15 protein-coding genes and 1 pseudogene are annotated in these 19199 nt (G+C 39.8%); 11 read left to right on the top strand and 5 right to left on the bottom strand.

Annotated elements, in window-relative coordinates; genetic code table 11:
• Positions 1–400: 400 nt before the first annotated feature.
• Positions 401–1273, top strand: coding sequence for an aldose 1-epimerase family protein (locus ACESQI_RS18170; RefSeq protein ID WP_373126662.1), 873 nt, complete (start codon positions 401–403; stop codon positions 1271–1273).
• 29 nt (positions 1274–1302) lie between these two features.
• On the opposite strand, the gene ACESQI_RS18165 is transcribed toward ACESQI_RS18170, so the two are convergent.
• Positions 1303–2148, bottom strand: coding sequence for a patatin family protein (locus ACESQI_RS18165; RefSeq protein WP_278511446.1), 846 nt, complete (start codon positions 2146–2148; stop codon positions 1303–1305).
• A gap of 264 nt (positions 2149–2412) precedes the next feature.
• Between ACESQI_RS18165 and ACESQI_RS18160 the strand changes: the two genes are divergently transcribed.
• A complete protein-coding gene (locus ACESQI_RS18160; protein WP_002560952.1) occupies positions 2413–3597 on the top strand; it encodes an aminopeptidase C in 1185 nt (394 codons plus the stop codon).
• A gap of 3 nt (positions 3598–3600) precedes the next feature.
• On the opposite strand, the pseudogene ACESQI_RS18155 reads toward ACESQI_RS18160, so the two are convergent.
• Positions 3601–3762, bottom strand: a pseudogene (locus ACESQI_RS18155) (LytTR family transcriptional regulator DNA-binding domain-containing protein); the annotation flags it as partial.
• A gap of 214 nt (positions 3763–3976) precedes the next feature.
• On the opposite strand from ACESQI_RS18155, the gene ACESQI_RS18150 reads away from it, so the two are divergent.
• From ACESQI_RS18150 to ACESQI_RS18115, 8 genes are all read left to right on the top strand, one after another.
• Positions 3977–4657 (top strand): transporter, encoded by a 681-nt coding sequence (locus ACESQI_RS18150; protein WP_002560950.1) that lies wholly within the window; start codon positions 3977–3979, stop codon positions 4655–4657.
• Positions 4658–4688: 31 nt separating this feature from the next.
• Complete coding sequence (locus tag ACESQI_RS18145; protein ID WP_278511436.1) at positions 4689–5003, top strand: TIGR04076 family protein; 315 nt, start codon at positions 4689–4691, stop codon at positions 5001–5003.
• 248 nt (positions 5004–5251) lie between these two features.
• The gene (locus ACESQI_RS18140) at positions 5252–6346 is read left to right on the top strand and encodes a hypothetical protein (protein WP_373126660.1); all 1095 of its coding nucleotides are present in this window, start codon (positions 5252–5254) and stop codon (positions 6344–6346) included.
• A gap of 216 nt (positions 6347–6562) precedes the next feature.
• Complete coding sequence (locus tag ACESQI_RS18135) at positions 6563–7435, top strand: electron transfer flavoprotein beta subunit/FixA family protein (protein ID WP_373126658.1); 873 nt, start codon at positions 6563–6565, stop codon at positions 7433–7435.
• Positions 7436–7618: 183 nt separating this feature from the next.
• Positions 7619–8638, top strand: a complete 1020-nt coding sequence (locus ACESQI_RS18130) for an electron transfer flavoprotein subunit alpha/FixB family protein (protein ID WP_002560946.1) — start codon at positions 7619–7621, stop codon at positions 8636–8638.
• A gap of 17 nt (positions 8639–8655) precedes the next feature.
• Positions 8656–9486: an energy transducer TonB gene (locus ACESQI_RS18125; RefSeq protein WP_256142966.1), complete on the top strand. Its 831-nt coding sequence runs from the start codon at positions 8656–8658 to the stop codon at positions 9484–9486.
• A gap of 127 nt (positions 9487–9613) precedes the next feature.
• Positions 9614–11320 carry an acyl-CoA dehydrogenase family protein gene (locus ACESQI_RS18120; RefSeq protein ID WP_002560944.1) on the top strand — a complete coding sequence of 569 codons (1707 nt, stop codon included), beginning with the start codon at positions 9614–9616 and terminating at the stop codon, positions 11318–11320.
• A 288-nt stretch (positions 11321–11608) separates the two neighbouring features.
• Positions 11609–13012 (top strand): rhomboid family intramembrane serine protease, encoded by a 1404-nt coding sequence (locus tag ACESQI_RS18115; RefSeq protein WP_373126655.1) that lies wholly within the window; start codon positions 11609–11611, stop codon positions 13010–13012.
• Between the two features lie 110 nt (positions 13013–13122).
• Here ACESQI_RS18115 and ACESQI_RS18110 read toward each other — a convergent pair whose 3' ends face one another.
• The 3 genes from ACESQI_RS18110 to ACESQI_RS18100 form a co-directional block, all read right to left on the bottom strand.
• The gene (locus ACESQI_RS18110; RefSeq protein WP_007486130.1) at positions 13123–13437 is read right to left on the bottom strand and encodes a chaperone modulator CbpM; all 315 of its coding nucleotides are present in this window, start codon (positions 13435–13437) and stop codon (positions 13123–13125) included.
• A gap of 13 nt (positions 13438–13450) precedes the next feature.
• Positions 13451–14389, bottom strand: coding sequence for a DnaJ C-terminal domain-containing protein (locus tag ACESQI_RS18105; protein ID WP_002560941.1), 939 nt, complete (start codon positions 14387–14389; stop codon positions 13451–13453).
• 101 nt (positions 14390–14490) lie between these two features.
• Positions 14491–16110: a PAS domain-containing sensor histidine kinase gene (locus ACESQI_RS18100; RefSeq protein WP_373126653.1), complete on the bottom strand. Its 1620-nt coding sequence runs from the start codon at positions 16108–16110 to the stop codon at positions 14491–14493.
• Positions 16111–16477: 367 nt separating this feature from the next.
• Here ACESQI_RS18100 and ACESQI_RS18095 point away from each other — a divergent pair, with 367 nt between their 5' ends.
• Positions 16478–18973, top strand: a complete 2496-nt coding sequence (locus tag ACESQI_RS18095) for a glycoside hydrolase family 9 protein (protein WP_373126651.1) — start codon at positions 16478–16480, stop codon at positions 18971–18973.
• Positions 18974–19199 lie beyond the last annotated feature (226 nt).

Here is a 19199-nt window from a genome sequence, read left to right as displayed (position 1 = left end):
TGTTTACCCTCATTCATAATATTAAAATTTAAGAAATAAAAAAATAAAGTTGTTCTTAGTAGAAATCCTATGGCAAAGATATTGCGGAAAACATAAAATAACATGCCATATTTGTTTCATACTATATCAATATTGATACATGGAGCCGTAAACAAAGCACTTTTAAAGTTAAAAGGTAGAATTTATAATTCATGGGAAGTAACCAACCAATAAAAGATATAAAATACAAACTAGTTCCGGCAATACTTTAACAAAAGTACGAACAGAATATATATACTAAAATAATTCCAATCAGTTATTATACAGAATATGCAATAGAGATTATCAGATTAAATAATAAATATGCTACATTTGAAGGATAAATAACAGATAGCATTAATATAATAAAGATCGGATAATCATGAAAACAATATCCAACTCACAACTTTCCATTCAGGTATCCTCTCACGGAGCCGAATTATGTAGCATTATCTCTAACGGAAAAGAATATCTATGGCAAGCTGACCCTGCCTTTTGGAAACGTCATTCTCCCGTGTTATTTCCCATCGTAGGTAGCGTATGGGATAATGAATATCACCACGAAGGTGTAACTTATCATCTTACCCAACATGGATTTGCCCGCGACATGGATTTCGAACTCATACTTGAACAACCTGACGAAGTACGTTACCGACTAATAGATAATGAAGAGACCCGAAAGAAATATCCTTTCCCTTTCTGCCTCGAAATAGGATATCGTATACAAAGAAAACAAATTGACGTATTATGGACGGTGAAAAATACGGGAGATAAAGAAATGTACTTCCAGATAGGCGCTCATCCGGCATTCTATTTTCCGGAATTTAACGAGTCCAATGCCGAACGCGGATTCTTTGAATTTGATAAAAAGGAAGGAATAAAATACATTCTTATCTCCGAAAAAGGTTGTGCAGACCCTAATAAAGAGTATTTGTTGGAGCTCCCGTCAGACGGACTACTGCCAATAGACACACATACCTTTGACAAAGATGCTCTGATAATAGAAAATAGCCAGATAAAAGAAGTAATTCTCTGTACCAAAGAAAAGAAACCTTATCTGAGTCTGCGCTTCACAGCTCCAGTAGTAGGTCTTTGGTCACCACCAACTAAGAATGCACCATTTGTTTGTATCGAACCATGGTATGGCCGCTGCGACCGTGCACACCACACCGGAGAATACAAAGACAAGGACTGGATGCAACACCTGGCAGCAGGCGAAACGTTCCGGGGAGGATACTCCATAATAATCGCCTAATCGTTCATTTTGAGTTACCGGTTAGTTTATTAAAAGGTAATATCCTCAAATATGCGTTTGGCACAGGCATAACCTTCTTCATAGAATTCGGTCAGTTTGTGAATGTCTTTTTCAATGCGATCTACCAACACAGGTTTAACGGGACGGATAACAGTTATCCGTCCTTCATCCTCCATACGTTCCACCATTTCGAGCTGTGCATTATAAACAGCACAACGGCAACTCAGGGCTTCACGCATTTTGGGATATTTACGATAAACAAATGAGGGGATTTTAATATCTTTATTCTCTTTTCGGTAACCACGATTACGAGTTAAAACCACTACATTGTTAAGGTATCCATCCGTAATAGCACGTTGCAAAGGAATGCTATCAACAATACCACCATCTAACATCGGAACACTATCTACATAGGCTATCGGGCAAACAAATGGCAAACTACTTGAAGCTCTTACAATATCAATCACCCGATTCTTATCGCTTTTCTCTTCAAAATAATTAGCTTCTCCGGTCAGGCAATTTGTAGTCACCATCACAAAACGTTCGGGAGAAGAAAAGTAAGCATCATAATCATAGGGCAGGATATGCTCGGGAAACTCAGTAAACAAAAGATCAAAATCCATAATATTTCGTTTCTTGAGTAAATGGCGCAGACCAATGTAATGGTACTTCTCCAACAGATCGATGTTACTGTATTTTGCACGTCCACGCTGACGAGACATATAAGAGAGCCCATTACATGCTCCGGCAGAAACACCGATTGTATATGGAAAACGAATATCACGATCCATCAGATAGTCAAGTACGCCACAAGTAAATACTCCTCGCATACCTCCACCTTCAAGCACCAGTCCGGTCTGATTGTCAAGAGTCATAGTTCTTTTCTTTTTGCAAAGATAATGCAAACCGGAAGCAGAATAAAATGAACTCATTCATTTTTTTATGCCAAAGTGCAATTTATATTTGCTTCTCGATCAAAAATAACAAATGAACAAGATTCGGCAATGAATCTAATGAAATTAATGTATCTCCCCAACAAGATCAGAACACCAATACCGGGCAAAACTGCAATAATTATTTCCATTTTCAAAGTTATTCATGTATCTTTGTCGCATAAATATAATAAAAACAACATAATAATGAAAAAGACAATTCTTGTTGCGGCAGCACTCTGTATTTGCAGTATGAGCATGAAAGCTCAGGACACAAAAGAAGAAGGCTTCGTTTTCACTACAGTTAAAGAAAATCCGATTACATCTATCAAAAATCAAAACCGTTCGAGTACGTGTTGGAGCTTCTCTGCCCTTGGTTTTCTTGAATCAGAATTGCTCCGGATGGGCAAAGGAGAATATGATTTCTCTGAAATGTTCGTGGTTCATCATACAATGGTAGACCGTGCACGCAATTATGTTCGCTATCATGGTGACAGTTCTTTTTCACCAGGCGGCAGTTTCTATGATATCATGTACTGTCTGAAGAATTACGGCCTTGTACCACAAGAAGCTATGCCGGGAATTATGTATGGCGACTCACTGCCGGTACACAATGAGCTGGATGCCGTAGCAGGTGCTTATGTAGATGCTATTGCCAAGGGAAAACTAACCAAACTGACTCCGGTATGGCAAAAAGGTATCAGTGCCATCTATGATACATACCTGGGACAGTGTCCGGAAAAATTCACTTATAAAGGAAAGGAATACACTCCGCAAACTTTTGCACAATCATTAGGTATAAATCCGGATGACTATGTATCTTTGACTTCATACACACACCATCCTTTCTATAGCCAGTTCTCTATTGAAATTCAGGACAATTGGCGCAATGGTTTATCATGGAATCTTCCGTTGGATGAATTTATGGCAGTAATGGATAATGCAGTAAAGAAAGGGTATACTTTTGCATGGGGAAGTGATGTAAGTGAACAAGGTTTTACCCGCGATGGTATCGCCGTTATGCCGGATGCAGCAAAAGGTGCCGAGCTGACAGGTTCTGATATGGCTCGCTGGACAGGACTTACTGCCGCCGATAAGCGTAAGGAACTGACTGCACGTCCTTTGCCGGAAATGAATGTAACTCAGGAGATGCGTCAACAAGCATTTGATAACTGGGAAACAACAGATGACCATGGTATGGTAATCTACGGTATTGCCAAAGATCAGAATGGCAAAGAGTACTTTATGGTAAAGAACTCTTGGGGCCCAAGCGGTAAATACGACGGAATATGGTATGCTTCCAAAGCATTCGTTGCTTACAAGACAATGAATATTCTGGTGCACAAAGATGCTCTTCCTAAAGAAATTGCGAAAAAGTTAGGTATCAAATAAGAACTACATTAGTTTTTCAATATACTCCGTAAAACGCTCTTTATAGCTTTCACCTACCGGAATGTAGGTATTCCTATCAAAGATGATACGCAAACGGGAAATTTCTGCAATTTTGCAGAGAGTAACAATATAAGAACGGTGTACCCGCATAAACAATTTTGCGGGTTGCCGTTTTTTCTTTTTATAAAGTCCAGAAACACCTGATAATCAAGGGATAAAAAAGTACGTACTTTATTAGTCCAAACTATGCATTTTAATACACCGTTAATATGCATTTTAAATAGTAGTTAAAATACTAAGTTTAAAATGAAGTAAAAGAATCTTTTTTATCCAATCAATCTTTGCATTATCTTTGCAACTTAAAAAAACAACCAACAGGATGAAAAAACGAATCATATTTATATTATTACTCCTTTGCCCTTTCATAATGCAGGCACAAGAAGTTTTTGTCAATGCCGACTTCGTTAGCAATTATATATGGCGAGGTATGAAATGCGGTAATGCCTCCGTACAGCCTACCTTAGGAGTAAGTCTGGGAGATTTCACTCTTTCGGCATGGGGATCTACTGAATTTCGCAATGAAAACAACGAGATAGACCTTACATTAGAATACGAATTTAAAGGATTCACTCTGAGCGTTACCAATTATTTCGAACAAAGCGAAGAAGAGCCCTTTGACTATTTCAACTATTCGGCACACAGCAGTGGCCATACGTTTGAATTTGGAGCAGCATATACTATCAGTGAAAGATTTCCTCTGACTGCTGCCTGGTACACTACTTTTGCCGGTAATGATTATCGTGAAAACGATAAACGGGCATGGTCCAGTTATTGCGAACTCTCCTACCCTTTTAATGTAAAGGGAGTTGACCTTGCCATCGAAGCCGGATTCACTCCCTGGGAGGGTATGTACGCTGATAAGTTTAATGTGGTCAATATAGGTTTATCAGCTACCAAAGAACTAAAATTCACCAAGAGCTTCTCACTTCCTATCTCTGGCAAGTTCATAGTAAATCCACACGAAAACCAGGTATATTTTGTATTTGGAATAAGCTTATAATACCACTTTAACCTCCCCAAATAATATAATTATGAAAAAATGTAAGATTACCGTTATGCGAATAGCTTGTTATCAAGATTTGATGGAGAAGTATGAAAATCCTATGGAACATGCTTGTGATATGAAAGAGGGACAAGTTTTTATAGCCAATGGTTGGGAGAAACCCAAAGAGATGTGTGATAGTGCCTGGGAGAGTATGTCACCTTTTGTGATGACTTTAGCACATGGCGGCAGCAATTTATACAATGGCTGGATGAAAAATGAAAAGTCTGCCATGATATCGTGCAATGACGGCTTTCGTCCGGTTAGTTTTTTGATTGAAACCATGGAAGAAGATGCAGACTGAAATACGCGCTAAAAATTCTTTCAATTCTTAAAACGATACGACATCAATTTGTTACGTTACAGCGTTGCCCAAATCTACCACAATATACCACTCTAAAGGAAATAGTATCTCTTCCTGCTGGGCTAACATCCGAAACCATTAGCCATATACGAAGAAAATTACGGAAAGAATGAAAGTATTGAATCACTTCAAGACTTTTTCATTTGATATTCTTAACTTTGTACCGTTATATATACGAGCATATAATTATGAGAACAAAAAACAAACTAAGCCTGTCATTAGGTAGTCTACTACTATCTCTATTTGTTGTTTTTAGTACAAGCTGTAGCCAAAATAGTGATGATAATAATCCTGAGTATCATTTGGAACTCTCTAAAAACTCCTGCGAAGTGATGCAGGGGCGCAGTGTTGTCGTAGACCTGACTGCCCATGAAAACACTACGTTAGATGTTAAAAACTCAGACCTGATTGACGTCCTTTATACTTGGGAATTTGGCAGTTATAAAGCTAAAATAGAAATTAAAGGCAAACAGAAAGGCGAAACTGACATAGTAGTCATCGACCATGAAACGAGACAAACGGCTACAATAAAGGTGAAAGTGACAGAATATCCAATGCCTCTTCTTGCCGTCGAGCAACAGAAAGGAAACATTTTTGATATGATGAACTTTTATCTCTATAATAAAAATTCGCAGTCAATCAATTCCAGTGAACTTTCTGCTATATGCGATTCAATCGTTTGGACAGTAGATGGTCTGAATGGTAGTTTTCGAGTGTTTGAACATGAAGAAGGAGAAGATTGGATGGATAGCCATCTGACCTTGAAGTGGGGACACTGCTTCAAGTATCCCAGTGAATATAAAACTTACCTGACTGCATGGAAAGACAATAAGACAATTTTCCGTCATCAGCTCGATATCTCCATCACCGACAACAAAGATTTTCTGGTTTATAATTGGAGTGACATCACTAAAGATTCTCAAGCCTGGTATTCTTATGCAGATGTACTGAATAGCAGTCCCGATTTAATGACCACATACGGCCTTAGCGGTACTGTCCCATTTGCTGAAGTAAGGCTTTTTCATAACGACATTACTCAAAGTTACCATGTTCTTTATGATTATTTCTGCAAGCTCTATTCAACTCCAACGTATGAGGATAAAACTGATAAGATGTGGCAACTGTATGACAAATTGTTCTCTGAACAAAAGAAAGATGGTTATCCTGTTGCCATTTGGGTGACAGAACATGCCAATATTATTTTATTGTTGTTGGATGAAGCTATGGAATATCCCGGATATGTGGTTTATGCGGAACCCAACATATTGGATTCGCTATCTTAATCTTAACAAAAATGAAGAGCGGAAATCTACATTCTCCCTCCTGATCTTTTGCTCAAAAACTTTAAACCTGTGCATTTTCTTAATGGTTTTCTTGTCAGAACCAACTGTTTCCGTAAATTTGCACGCTGATAGTTAACCGGATAGTTTGATAGCAAGATTCTTACTACTGACTACTGGCTACTAACTTGTAGAAATACTAATACTAAAATTAATAGCATGAGTTTGAAAATTGTTGTATTGGCAAAACAAGTTCCCGACACACGTAACGTTGGGAAAGATGCCATGAAAGCCGACGGAACTATTAACCGTGCGGCACTCCCTGCCATCTTCAACCCCGAAGATCTGAATGCTCTTGAGCAAGCTCTCCGATTGAAAGATGCCCATCCAGGCTCAACCGTTACCATCCTTACCATGGGACCGGGCCGTGCAGCCGATATTATTCGTGAAGGACTTTTCCGTGGTGCCGATAACGGTTATTTGTTGACTGACCGTGCTTTTGCCGGTGCCGATACATTGGCTACATCGTACGCTTTGGCTACAGCCATCAAGAAAATAGGTAAGTGTGACATCATCATCGGCGGTCGTCAGGCCATTGACGGAGATACTGCACAAGTAGGCCCGCAAGTAGCAGAGAAATTAGGTCTGACTCAGATCACATATGCCGAAGAAATCCTGAAAGTAGCTGATGGACGCATTACTGTGAAACGTCATATTGACGGAGGTATCGAAACCGTAGAAGGTCCGTTACCCATTGTGATCACTGTAAACGGAAGCGCAGCTCCCTGCCGCCCACGCAATGCGAAACTCGTACAGAAGTACAAACACGCCAAAACTGTAACTGAAAAACAGCAGGGTAATCTGGATTACACCGAGCTGTATGACAACCGTGACTACCTGAATTTAGCAGAATGGAGTGTAGCCGATGTGAACGGAGATCTTGCACAGTGCGGTCTTAGCGGTTCACCTACAAAAGTAAAGTCCATCCAGAACATTGTGTTCCAGGCAAAAGAGAGTAAAACCATCAGTGGCAGTGACCATGATGTAGAGAATCTGATTGTTGAACTGTTAGCTAACCATACCATTGGATAAGTTGATAAGTTTTTAAGTTGATAAGTTTTTAAGTTGATAAGTTGATAAGTTTTTAAGTTGACAAGTTTTTAAGTTAATCAAGGGGGATCCCTCAAACTCAAAAACTCAGAAACTAAAAAACTCAGAAACTAAAAACTAAAAAACTCAGAAACTAAAAAACTAAAAACTCAAAACTTAAAAGATATGAATAACTTATTTGTATATTGCGAAATAGAAGAAGGTATCGTCGCAGACGTAAGCCTCGAACTTCTGACCAAAGGCCGCTCGTTAGCTAACGAATTGAATTGCGCACTCGAAGCTGTAGTTGCCGGAACCGGTCTCAAAGATATTGAAAAACAAATCCTGCCATACGGAGTAGATAAACTCCACATATTTGATGGTAAAGGACTTTATCCTTATACTTCTCTCCCACATACCTCTATCCTGGTAAATCTGTTTAAAGAAGAGCAGCCGCAAATCTGCCTGATGGGTGCTACCGTTATCGGTCGTGACCTTGGTCCGCGTGTATCTTCTGCATTGACCAGCGGACTTACTGCCGATTGTACTTCACTTGAAATCGGTGACCACGAGGATAAGAAAGAAGGAAAGACTTACAAAAACCTGTTGTATCAGATTCGTCCGGCTTTTGGTGGTAACATTGTAGCTACAATTGTGAATCCGGAACACCGTCCGCAAATGGCTACCGTTCGCGAAGGTGTGATGAAAAAAGCAATTCTTTCTGCTGATTACAAAGGAGAAGTAATCCGTCATGACGTAAAAAAATATGTTGCTGATACGGATTATGTAGTAAAAGTGATTGAACGCCATGTAGAAAAAGCTAAAAACAATCTGAAAGGTTCGCCCATCATCATCGCCGGTGGCTATGGAGTAGGTTCTAAAGAGAACTTCAACTTATTGTTCGATCTTGCAAAAGTATTGAATGCTGAGGTAGGTGCCAGCCGTGCTGCAGTAGACGCAGGTTTTATCGATCACGACCGTCAAATTGGTCAGACCGGTGTGACAGTCCGTCCGAAACTTTACATCGCTTGCGGTATCTCCGGACAAATCCAGCACATTGCCGGTATGCAGGAAAGCGGTATTATTATCTCTATCAATAACGATCCGGAAGCTCCGATCAATACGATTGCCGATTATGTAATCAACGGTTCTATCGAAGAGGTTGTGCCGAAGATGATAAAGTATTATAAACAAAATTCCAAATAGCCAAAAACAGGGGTAATATGAAAGGTGTATTTCTGACTATCATAGCAGTACTACTATTTACAGGTAGCAGTACGCTTTCGGCCCAAAAAATAGTTTATGTGGATAAACACTTCCAATGGACTACCGACAAGGAGAAAGCTGTAGAATATGCAGTGATCTCCAAAGCTAAAAAGAAGCAAACAAAGGTAGAATTCTACACACTTGATGGCAGGCTTAAAGGAATAGGTCACTATTCTGCTTACACAAAAGAGCCGAAAAACAGAGTGAGAAACGGAGTCTGCACTTTTTTGTATGCCAATGGCAAAGACAGTCTGGTAAACATCTATAAGGAGAATCGTCTGGAAGGTCAAAGCATAGCTTATTATCCGGAAGGAAATACAAAACTGATTATTACTTACAAAGATGGAAAGATGGAAGGAAAATTGGTAGGATACTATCCGGATGGGAAGCTACGCAGAGAAGAATCATATCTGAACGACAAATGTACAGATGGAAAGCTTCTGGCTGCCGATGGCAACGAATTACCGTTTGAGCCTTACTTTGTAGCACCGGAATTTCCCGGAGGTATAGATGCACTGGCCAAACTGTTAAAGGACAACTTAGCGTACCCGCTTGATGCTGTCAGAGCCAAAACAGAGGGAAAAGTTATTCTCCAGATTGTGATTGACGAAAAGGGGCATATGACGGCTCCCCGATTAATTTCGGGTGTCGATCCTTTGCTTGACAAAGAAGCAATGCGCATTGTCGAAGCTATCGGCCGTACTCATACATGGACTCCCGGCAAGATAGATGGAGAAGCCAAACGCATCAGCTATACATTACCAATTAATTTTCATTTACCTTCATAAATAAATTGGAATTTAGAATCTGGTAGTTAGTAGCTAAAATCTTTTCGGCAACGTAATATCAATAGCTGCATCGATTTAAAACTACTAAATACTTACTACTAATTACTTATTATAAATTATTATTAAAATGGCCAATTTTTATTTAGATACTCCCGAATTAAAACATCATCTCAGCCATCCGCTGATGAAGAGAATTGTTGAGCTAAAAGAGCGTAATTACGCTGATAAAGATAACTTCGACTATGCTCCGATAGATTTTGAAGATGCAATGGACAGCTATGACAAAGTGCTCGAAATTGTAGGTGAAATCTGTGGCGACATCATTGCTCCCAATGCCGAAAACGTTGATCATGAAGGTCCGGTATGTGCCAATAACCGTGTAACATATGCCAATGGTACAGCAGCTAACCTAGAAGCTTGCCGCAAAGCAGGATTGATGGGTATGGCTATGCCACGCCGTTTCGGTGGACTGAATTTTCCAATTACTCCGTACATCATGGCTGCCGATATCGTAAGCCGCAGTGATGCCGGTTTCGAGAACCTTTGGGGATTGCAGGATTGTGCTGAAACGATCTATGAATTTGCAAACGAAGATCAGAAGAAACGTTATATCACCCGAGTTTGCCAAGGTGAAACCATGTCTATGGACCTGACAGAACCGGATGCCGGTTCCGACCTGCAGGCTGTAATGTTAAAAGCAACCTACAGCGAAAAAGACCAATGCTGGTATCTGAACGGTGTAAAACGTTTTATCACCAACGGTGATTCCGACATCCACCTCGTATTGGCTCGCTCGGAAGAAGGAACACATGATGGCCGTGGTTTATCCATGTTCATCTACGACAAACGTAATGGTGGAGTGAATGTTCGCCGTATTGAAAACAAGATGGGTATCAAAGGATCTCCTACCTGCGAACTTGTATACAAAAATGCTAAGGCTGAACTTTGTGGTGACCGCAAATTAGGTCTTATCAAATACGTAATGGCACTGATGAACGGTGCACGTCTGGGTATCGCTGCCCAGTCTGTAGGAATCTCACAGGCTGCTTACAATGAAGCGCTGGCTTATGCACAGGACCGCAAACAATTCGGTAAAGCAATTATCGAATTCCCTGCTGTAGCTGAAATCCTTTCATTGATGAAAGCAAAATTGGACGCTTCACGTACACTATTATACGAGACTGCCCGCTTCGTTGACGTTTACAAGGCATTGGACGATATAGCCAAAGAACGTAAACTGACTCCGGAAGAACGTGCTGAGCAAAAGACTTTTGCTAAACTGGCAGACGCCTTCACACCACTGGGTAAAGGTATGGGTAGTGAATTTGCCAATCAGAATGCTTATGACTGTATCCAGATACATGGGGGATCGGGCTTTATGAAAGATTATGCCTGCGAACGTATTTATCGTGATGCACGTATCACTTCCATCTACGAAGGAACTACTCAATTGCAGGTAGTAGCCGCTATCCGTTACGTGACTACCGGTGCCTACCTCAATCGTATCAAAGAGTACGAGAACATGCCGGTAGCTCCCGAAATGGAAGGCTTGCACAACCGCCTGAAAACAATGGCAAGCAAATACGCCGCTTGTGTTGCTCAGATTACAGAGGCTAAAGACCAGGAATTACTCGACTTCTGCGCACGTCGCCTGGTAGAAATGGCTGCTCACATCATTATGGGACACTTGCTCGTACAGGATGCTTCAAAGAACGCTGAACTTTTCGGAACATCTGCACAAGTATATGTACGTTATGCTGAAAGTGAAGTAGAAAAACATATCAACTTTATTCGTAAATTCGATAAAGACGATTTGGCTTACTACAGAAAATAAACAGCAATCAATTTAAGAATAAGGAAGGTGAGGCAAAAGTCTGAGAAAGTTATCAATATGTAACTTTAGAAACGCAGATTAACACAAATGACCGCGGATTTAATTTAATCTTTGCGTAAATTAGCGTTAATCTGCGTTTTAATGATGGTTAATTTACTTTATTGACACACCCTCCTTTTCATACCCAACCTACCCTGCCATAAAGTAATAAATATATTACTTCTATAATCTTCACTTTACAGGTTTATTCCGTATTTTTGAGCAATAATAATTAACATCACACATCACATGGCAATGAACTCTGACCAACAAGAAGAACAACTGATCCGATCCGACGACGTCAACGAAGAAAAGAAAGAACGAAATTCGATGTTTCTCCCACACAAAGGTTTTATAGCTACTCCCATTCTACTGGGCATTAATGTGCTCGTTTTTATTCTTATGACTCTCTCCGGTGTCAACCTGTTTGAACCTAAAACCCTCGAACTACTACAATGGGGAGCCGATTTCGGACCACTTACACTAACCGGTAGCTGGTGGCGTACACTTACTTGCAATTTTGTACATATAGGCATCATTCATATTTTGATGAATATGTATGCGTTGGTTTACATCGGTGTGCTGCTCGAACCGATACTCGGAACACGACGTATGTTTGCCGCTTACTTATTAACAGGACTTTGCTCCGCAGTGTCCAGCCTCTTCTGGCATGCCGAAACAATAAGCGCCGGAGCCTCCGGAGCAATCTTTGGTCTATACGGAATATTTCTGGCATTTCTTTGTTTCCATCATATAGAGAAAGCACAACGTAATGCATTACTTTCAAGCATATTGATTTTCGTTGGTTACAATCTGATATACGGATTAAAAGAAGGTATAGATAATGCCGCCCATATAGGAGGATTAATCAGTGGATTCATTTTAGGTTTCGTCTATGTAATGGCACTCAACGAAAAGAGACTAAAGTTGCAAAAATACTATACGATGGGAGGAGAAGCCGGAATCTTATTGATATACCTTATAGGACTTCTGGTCCTCAACAAAAATGTTCCCTCCGACTATCAGGATTTGCGTCACGAATGGGATAACGGACTCGTACAAGCTTATCTTACCGGTGAATCCAATGAATCGGAAGAGTATGAAAATCAGAAAGAACAACCCATAAGCAAACGTATCACCAGCAAAGATCAACTACCACCTTACGCTCCTTTTACCGCCTCAGATACGTGGTTAAACTTCAGTAGTGAAAAGGCAGGCATACAGCTTCGTTATCCTTCCAACTGGCAGACGGCAGAAACTACCCGCCAAGATAATGAAACAATATTACTTCAACAACGTTGGACCAATGCTACCAATCACCTTATAATCACTGTTTCACAATATGATACAGACGAAATATACGAATACAATAAAAAATTATCTCTCAGTATTCCACGAAATGCCCAAAATGAGCCATCAAAAGATTATAAGCGCAGTACACTTACAATCAATGGTTTGAATTTTATAAAAACTGACAATATGCAGCATTTCGGTGCACCTGATGAAGAAGGTTATGAAATACTGCAAACTGTTCTTTATTATTTCTCTCCTGAAAAGAAAACAATATATGCGTTCGTTATGCTGATTAATGATGAAGCTGCCCAACAGGATTTAGACGATATGCTTGAAAACGTTCAGTTTACACACTCATAAATATGAGTTCCGGTTATATAAAACAAAAGCTCCGTTCAAATAAGACGGAGCTTTTGTTTTATATAACCGGCAGAAATTTAGTTCATATAGGAACTAATCTCCAACTTTCATTACCATTCTACTTCTTCCAGGCCATGTCTTCTGTATACCAAAAGCTGGCTTTGAAGCGAATTGATTTCTTTACGCATACTCTCCATCCTTTCCAATAGATGATGAATGGCATCAATACCCTCCATATTGATAGACAGGTCATAATACATACGACTATAACGTTCCACCTCCGGAAGCTGTGACACAAGCAGATAGTGTTCGCCACCTTCGATATGTACTTCAATCAATCCACCCTCCTGTAATAACTCTATAAAAGAGGGCTCAATATGGCATTTGTGACAATATTCACTGACTATAATTAATTCGGTCTGCATAGTGCTGATTTTTTTAGTTCATACTCTGTAATTCCCGGAACAACTCTTTCTGCCTATCTGTCAGGTTAGTAGGCACTTTGACATTATAGGTCACTATCAAATCGCCAAATTGTCCTTCTTTCTTATAAACAGGGAAACCTTTCCCCTTCAACCGTACCTTCGTACCGTTCTGTGTTTCAGGTTTCACTTTCAGTTTCACTTTACTATTCAGTGTATCAACTTCCTGTTCACCTCCCAATACAGCTGTATAAAGGTTCAACGGAACATCGATATAAAGATCATCGCCTAAACGTTTGAACACAGAATCTTCAGGAATCACAAACGTGATATACAAATCGCCGGCAGGCCCCCCATTAACGCCTTCACCACCATACCCTTTCAGTTTGATAACCTGTCCATTGGCTACACCAGCAGGAATAGTGATACGTACATTCTTACCATTCACCGTCAATACCTGTTTATGAGTCTCTGCAGCATCACGAAGAGAGAGATGAAGTTCTGCGTTAAAATCTTGCCCACGGAATCCCGCACTGCTACGGCCTCCTCTACCGCGACCTCCAAACATAGATTCAAAGAAATCAGAGAACCCTTCGCCTCCGGTTCCGGAAAATCCCTGACCATCCGAAGAATACCAATACGCATTATCATCACCTCCTCCAAAGCCGGAGAATCCACCACTACCACCAGCCTGTTGACGAGCACGTTTCTGAGCTTCAAACTCATCGGCATGCTTCCAGTGTTCACCGTATTCATCGTATTTCTTACGCTTCTCCGGGTCGCTCAACACTTCATTTGCCTCATTGATCTCCTGAAACTTATCCTTTGCACCTGGATTGTTTGGATTCAAATCCGGATGATACTGGCGGGCCAACTTTCGAAAAGCCTTCTTAATATCACTTTGAGAAGCACTTTTGTCTACTCCAAGAATTTTATAATAATCTATATAAGCCATGCTTTTATATATTTAAACGTTCTACTACTTTAAACGTTCACAAATAACACGCCAACACAGCATTTGGATTCATTTTTTAATAAATCTTCAGACTCTACTCTTTATGAAACAAAAATAACCGGAATACGAAACCAGAAACAGGCTCCCTCTCCTTCTTTCGAATCAACGCCAATAGTTCCTCCTAAACGTTCTACAATGACCCGACAAATCGCCAGCCCTAATCCGGTTCCCTTCACAAAAGCATTCAGTTTCACAAAACGCTCAAAGACCAGCTCCAGTTTATCCGCAGCAATGCCCATACCGGTATCTTTACAAAAGAAATATATTTCATCCTTTGCTTCACTTATGCGGTATCCAATAGAAATACTTCCCCGCTCAGTAAACTTCATTGCATTACTCATTAAATTAATCATCACCTGAGACAAACGTACCCTGTCTGTATTAATCACACAAGCAGGCGCTTTCTCTATAAAAGAGATCTGCACTTCCGGAGAGTGGTCTTTCTGCTCCATCTGATGGCATATATTGCCCATCAGTTCATTAATGTCAGTAACGGAATAGGAGAAATCCATTGTACCTGCTTCAATCTTCGATAGATCCAGAATATCATCAATAAGTTGTAATAACAGTTCGTTGTTTGCAATAATAATCTTCATATACTCCTGTTTATCTGCCGGATCATCTATCTGACAAATCATATCAGAGAACCCTACAATCGCATTAAGAGGAGTACGTATCTCATGACTCATATTAGCCAGAAAAGCGGATTTTAACCTATTAGATTCCTCTGCTTTATCTTTCGCCTCCCGCAAGTCTTGTTCTATCTTCAGCTTTTCTGTAATATCTTCAAAACGCAATAGTCCGCCTATCACCTCTTTTCCACCCGTAGCATATACAGGAGTAGCCGTCACTTCAAAATCAACCTTATCGATGCGAATGGTATGACGAACAATTATCCCCTGTTCTATGGCCTCCTTAAATGCACAATGTTCACAAGGTTTGTCTCTCAGGGCACTGGTTTGATAACAAATTAATCCCGGAGTATAATGTCTACCCGGTACCAGACTCTTGATGTGCGTTGTCTCCTCCCACTGCACTCTATAAGTTTTATCAATATAGATCAGTCCAAAGTCGATACTCTTTAATGCAAGGCTCTGCTTTTTAATCGCTTCTTCTAACTCTTCTTTAGCTGCCGTAATCTCTCTTTCATATTTTTTCAACTGACTAACGTCCCAACGAGCTACCAACAACCATTTACCTAATGCTTCCCAGGAAAGAATCGATTTCATTACAATTGTGTCATGTATTACACCATCTGTAGTTGAATACCGCTCTTCAGACCGATAAGGCTTTCCTATTCTGACTAACTCTTCATCAATGCTCCGATAATGTCGCCCTCTCTCCTCTCCATAAATATCATAATCATTGTACCCTATCGCTTTCTCACGTTTGATCCCCGATTGGACCTCCGATTCTTTGTTCCAATAAGCATAACGAAATTCATTCCGGATATCTTTTACCATGATAGGAAAAGGAAGATTATCTAATATATCAGACAGAAAATGACGATAATCCCTGTTTCTCGCAACAATTTTCTTTAAATGATGAAGTCGATATAATAAATAAAATATGATTATAAATAATATAATCAATAAAATAAAAAGCCATAAGTAACTGTTCATAGGCCCATTGTCAGGGATTAATAGTAGATTGTTTGCCATAAGTTTGCACCTTGATATTTAAGAGGGTAAATATATAAATAAGTTTAGAAAACCACTAATATTTAATCTCTTCTTTTCCGGACATCTTAAAAATTTATATTCTTTAAATCAACGATCAGACAAAGGACCAAATCCCTTATTATTATAAAGATAATAGTTTTCTTTAATATATCTCATTGATACCTTTACTACATTTATGTTCATATATTACATCAAAAACCAGCGCACGTTTAATATTAAAAATAGATCAACAACACTAAATAGTTATTAATAAATCAAAGAATTTGTCTCTAAAGTTAAATTAATCTGCTTTATTTGCATTATACAACTTAACGCATCTTTAACCTTAAGCAAATATTCCCCCAATATGCAGCTAAAACATTGGATATCTATTGTTGTATTCACTCTCTGTGCCATTACCGTACGGGCAGACGAATGGATTCGGATCAATCAGCTTGGTTATCTGCCTGAATCAAAAAAAGTAGCAGTATTCCTAAGTGAAGAAGATGCCAGTGTAAAAGAGTGTTCACTTATCGATCTCTTCACTGGAAAAACGGTATCTACATTTACATCCATCCAGCCAACAGGTACACTTGGGAGTATGAAAAGCACATTTCGAATAGATTTCAGTGATTTTAATCATCCCGGTACCTATTATCTAAAAGCCGGTAATACCCAGTCTCCTCATTTCCCGATAAATAATCAGGTATACAATGGAACAGCCGATTTTTTACTTAACTATATGCGCCAGCAACGTTGTGGTTATAATCCATACCTAAAAGATAGTTGCCATATGGATGACGGATATATCATCTGCCATCCCACCAAAGACGGAACAAAAATCGATGTACGCGGAGGTTGGCATGATGCAGCTGATTATCTTCAATACACTACTACTTCAGCCAATGCCATTTATCAAATGATGTTTGCTTACCAACAAAATCCAGAAGCATTTAGTGATTATTACGATGCGAACGGACACCGAAAGGCGAATGGAATTCCTGATATTGTAGACGAAATAAAATGGGGACTCAACTGGCTAAACAGAATGAATCCGACTACCGGAGAAATGTACAACCAAATTGCCGATGATCGCGACCATGCCAGTATGCGATTGCCCAATCATGACAAGGTAGACTATGGCTATGGCCCCGGAAAAGGAAGACCGGTTTATTTCTGTAGTGGTGAAAAACAGGTGCGCGGTGAATTTACGAATGCAACAACAGGCATAGCCAGCACTGCCGGGAAATTTGCTTCTTGCTTTGCATTAGGTGCCCGAATTTTAAAAGACTTTTATCCGGAATTTGCTCAAGAGATTGAAAAGAAAGCCGATGCCGCCTATGAAGAAGGCATAAAAAAGCCAGGAGTCTGCCAGACTGCCTCTGTCCGTTCGCCCTATATCTACGAAGAAGATAACTGGACAGACGATATGGAGTTGGCAGCTATTGAATTATATAAATCAACCCAAAACAATAGATACCTGCAACAAGCTATAGAATATGGACGACGTGAACCGGTAACTCCCTGGATGGGCGCAGACAGCGCCAGACATTATCAATGGTATCCATTTATGAACATGGGGCATTACTGGTTGGCAAAAACTGAAAACAATACACGGTTGAATGAAGAATTCATCCGCAATATCCGTACCGGACTTCAACGTACTTATGAAAAAGCCCGGCAAAATCCATTCCTATACGGCATCCCTGCTATCTGGTGTTCCAATAATCTTACCACAGCCATGTTAACTCAATGCAGATTGTATAGAGAAGTTACCAGAGATTCTACATACGAGGAGATGGAAGCCTCTCTGCGCGACTGGCTATTTGGTTGTAACCCCTGGGGAAGCAGCATGATTGTAGAACTCCCTTTATATGGGGATTATCCTTCAGAACCTCACTCTTCCTACTTTACCAACAACACAGGAAACGCGACTGGCGGACTTGTTGACGGTCCTGTTTATACCAACATATTCAACAGTTTGAGAGGAGTAAACATTTCCACCGGAGAAACTTATCAACGCTTCCAACCTGGCACAATGGTATACCATGACAGCACACACGACTATTCTACCAACGAACCGACAATGGATGGAACTGCCAGCCTGACCTATTATTTGTCTGCCCTTCAAAAAGAAGGAATGAGACAAGCCCAATCCGACAATGATAAAAACATCTATAGCGAAGGAGGTATTATACGTACTGACCCTTCTCAAAAGCAACTCACACTTATTTTTACAGCAGCCAATAAGGCAGATGGAGCTGATGCCATCATTCGTATATTGAATAAACAGAAAATACAAGGAGCTTTCTTTTTCACCGGTGAGTTTTTTGAACTTTACCCGCAAGTAGTACAAAAACTAAAAGCAGAAGGACATTACATCGGCAGTCATAGTTATGGACATTTACTATATAGCCCCTGGGAGAATCGAGATTCACTCCTCGTCACACGTGAGGAGTTTGAAAAAGATATGCTGAAAAGTTATGAAACACTCAGCGAAGCAGGAATTAAGTACAAAGATGCCCCACTCTACATTCCTCCCTATGAATACTATAATAAAAAGATAGCAGCATGGGCAAAAGCCATGGGTATACAACTTATCAATTTCACTCCGGGGAGTGGCAGCAATGCAGACTATACTACCCCGGATATGAAAAACTACAAAAGCAGTAAAATGATTTATGAAAGAATCATGCAGTTAGAAAAAGAAGAAGGTCTAAATGGACATTTACTGCTAATACACCTTGGAACATCCGACTTGCGAACAGACAAATTCTACAATAATTATTTAGAAACAATGATAAAAGCTCTCAAGAAAAAAGGCTATAGATTTGTTCCCCTACGTACAGCAACAGGAATATAAATAAAGGTACAAAAGGTTAGTTTATTAGGTTATCATGAAAAAGGTTCGTACCTGTGAAGGCCCGAACCTTTGTTTTATAGTTTATCCGATAAATATGTAGTTATCAAAAAAGTAATCACCGGATTTTTTCAAGCAGAAATGTGAGAGAGAATATAAACGTTTATTCTGATGTAATCTATTGATTTATAACGAATATAAACCTCCTGTTTAAAGACAGGCAAGAGTG

The sequence above is a fragment of the Bacteroides sp. HPS0048 genome (assembly GCF_964240755.1).
Lineage (GTDB): Bacteria > Bacteroidota > Bacteroidia > Bacteroidales > Bacteroidaceae > Bacteroides > Bacteroides nordii.
Note: the sequence above shows the minus strand (reverse complement) of the source record. Positions and strands in the feature narration are given on the sequence as shown.

Coding starts and splice junctions, on each gene's coding strand:
- ACESQI_RS18170 (WP_373126662.1), top strand. CDS start 401: ATGAAAACAATATCCAACTCACAACTTTCCATTCAGGTATCCTCTCAC.
- ACESQI_RS18165 (WP_278511446.1), bottom strand. CDS start 2,148: ATGACTCTTGACAATCAGACCGGACTGGTGCTTGAAGGTGGAGGTATG.
- ACESQI_RS18160 (WP_002560952.1), top strand. CDS start 2,413: ATGAAAAAGACAATTCTTGTTGCGGCAGCACTCTGTATTTGCAGTATG.
- ACESQI_RS18150 (WP_002560950.1), top strand. CDS start 3,977: ATGAAAAAACGAATCATATTTATATTATTACTCCTTTGCCCTTTCATA.
- ACESQI_RS18145 (WP_278511436.1), top strand. CDS start 4,689: ATGAAAAAATGTAAGATTACCGTTATGCGAATAGCTTGTTATCAAGAT.
- ACESQI_RS18140 (WP_373126660.1), top strand. CDS start 5,252: ATGAGAACAAAAAACAAACTAAGCCTGTCATTAGGTAGTCTACTACTA.
- ACESQI_RS18135 (WP_373126658.1), top strand. CDS start 6,563: ATGAGTTTGAAAATTGTTGTATTGGCAAAACAAGTTCCCGACACACGT.
- ACESQI_RS18130 (WP_002560946.1), top strand. CDS start 7,619: ATGAATAACTTATTTGTATATTGCGAAATAGAAGAAGGTATCGTCGCA.
- ACESQI_RS18125 (WP_256142966.1), top strand. CDS start 8,656: ATGAAAGGTGTATTTCTGACTATCATAGCAGTACTACTATTTACAGGT.
- ACESQI_RS18120 (WP_002560944.1), top strand. CDS start 9,614: ATGGCCAATTTTTATTTAGATACTCCCGAATTAAAACATCATCTCAGC.
- ACESQI_RS18115 (WP_373126655.1), top strand. CDS start 11,609: ATGGCAATGAACTCTGACCAACAAGAAGAACAACTGATCCGATCCGAC.
- ACESQI_RS18110 (WP_007486130.1), bottom strand. CDS start 13,437: ATGCAGACCGAATTAATTATAGTCAGTGAATATTGTCACAAATGCCAT.
- ACESQI_RS18105 (WP_002560941.1), bottom strand. CDS start 14,389: ATGGCTTATATAGATTATTATAAAATTCTTGGAGTAGACAAAAGTGCT.
- ACESQI_RS18100 (WP_373126653.1), bottom strand. CDS start 16,110: ATGGCAAACAATCTACTATTAATCCCTGACAATGGGCCTATGAACAGT.
- ACESQI_RS18095 (WP_373126651.1), top strand. CDS start 16,478: ATGCAGCTAAAACATTGGATATCTATTGTTGTATTCACTCTCTGTGCC.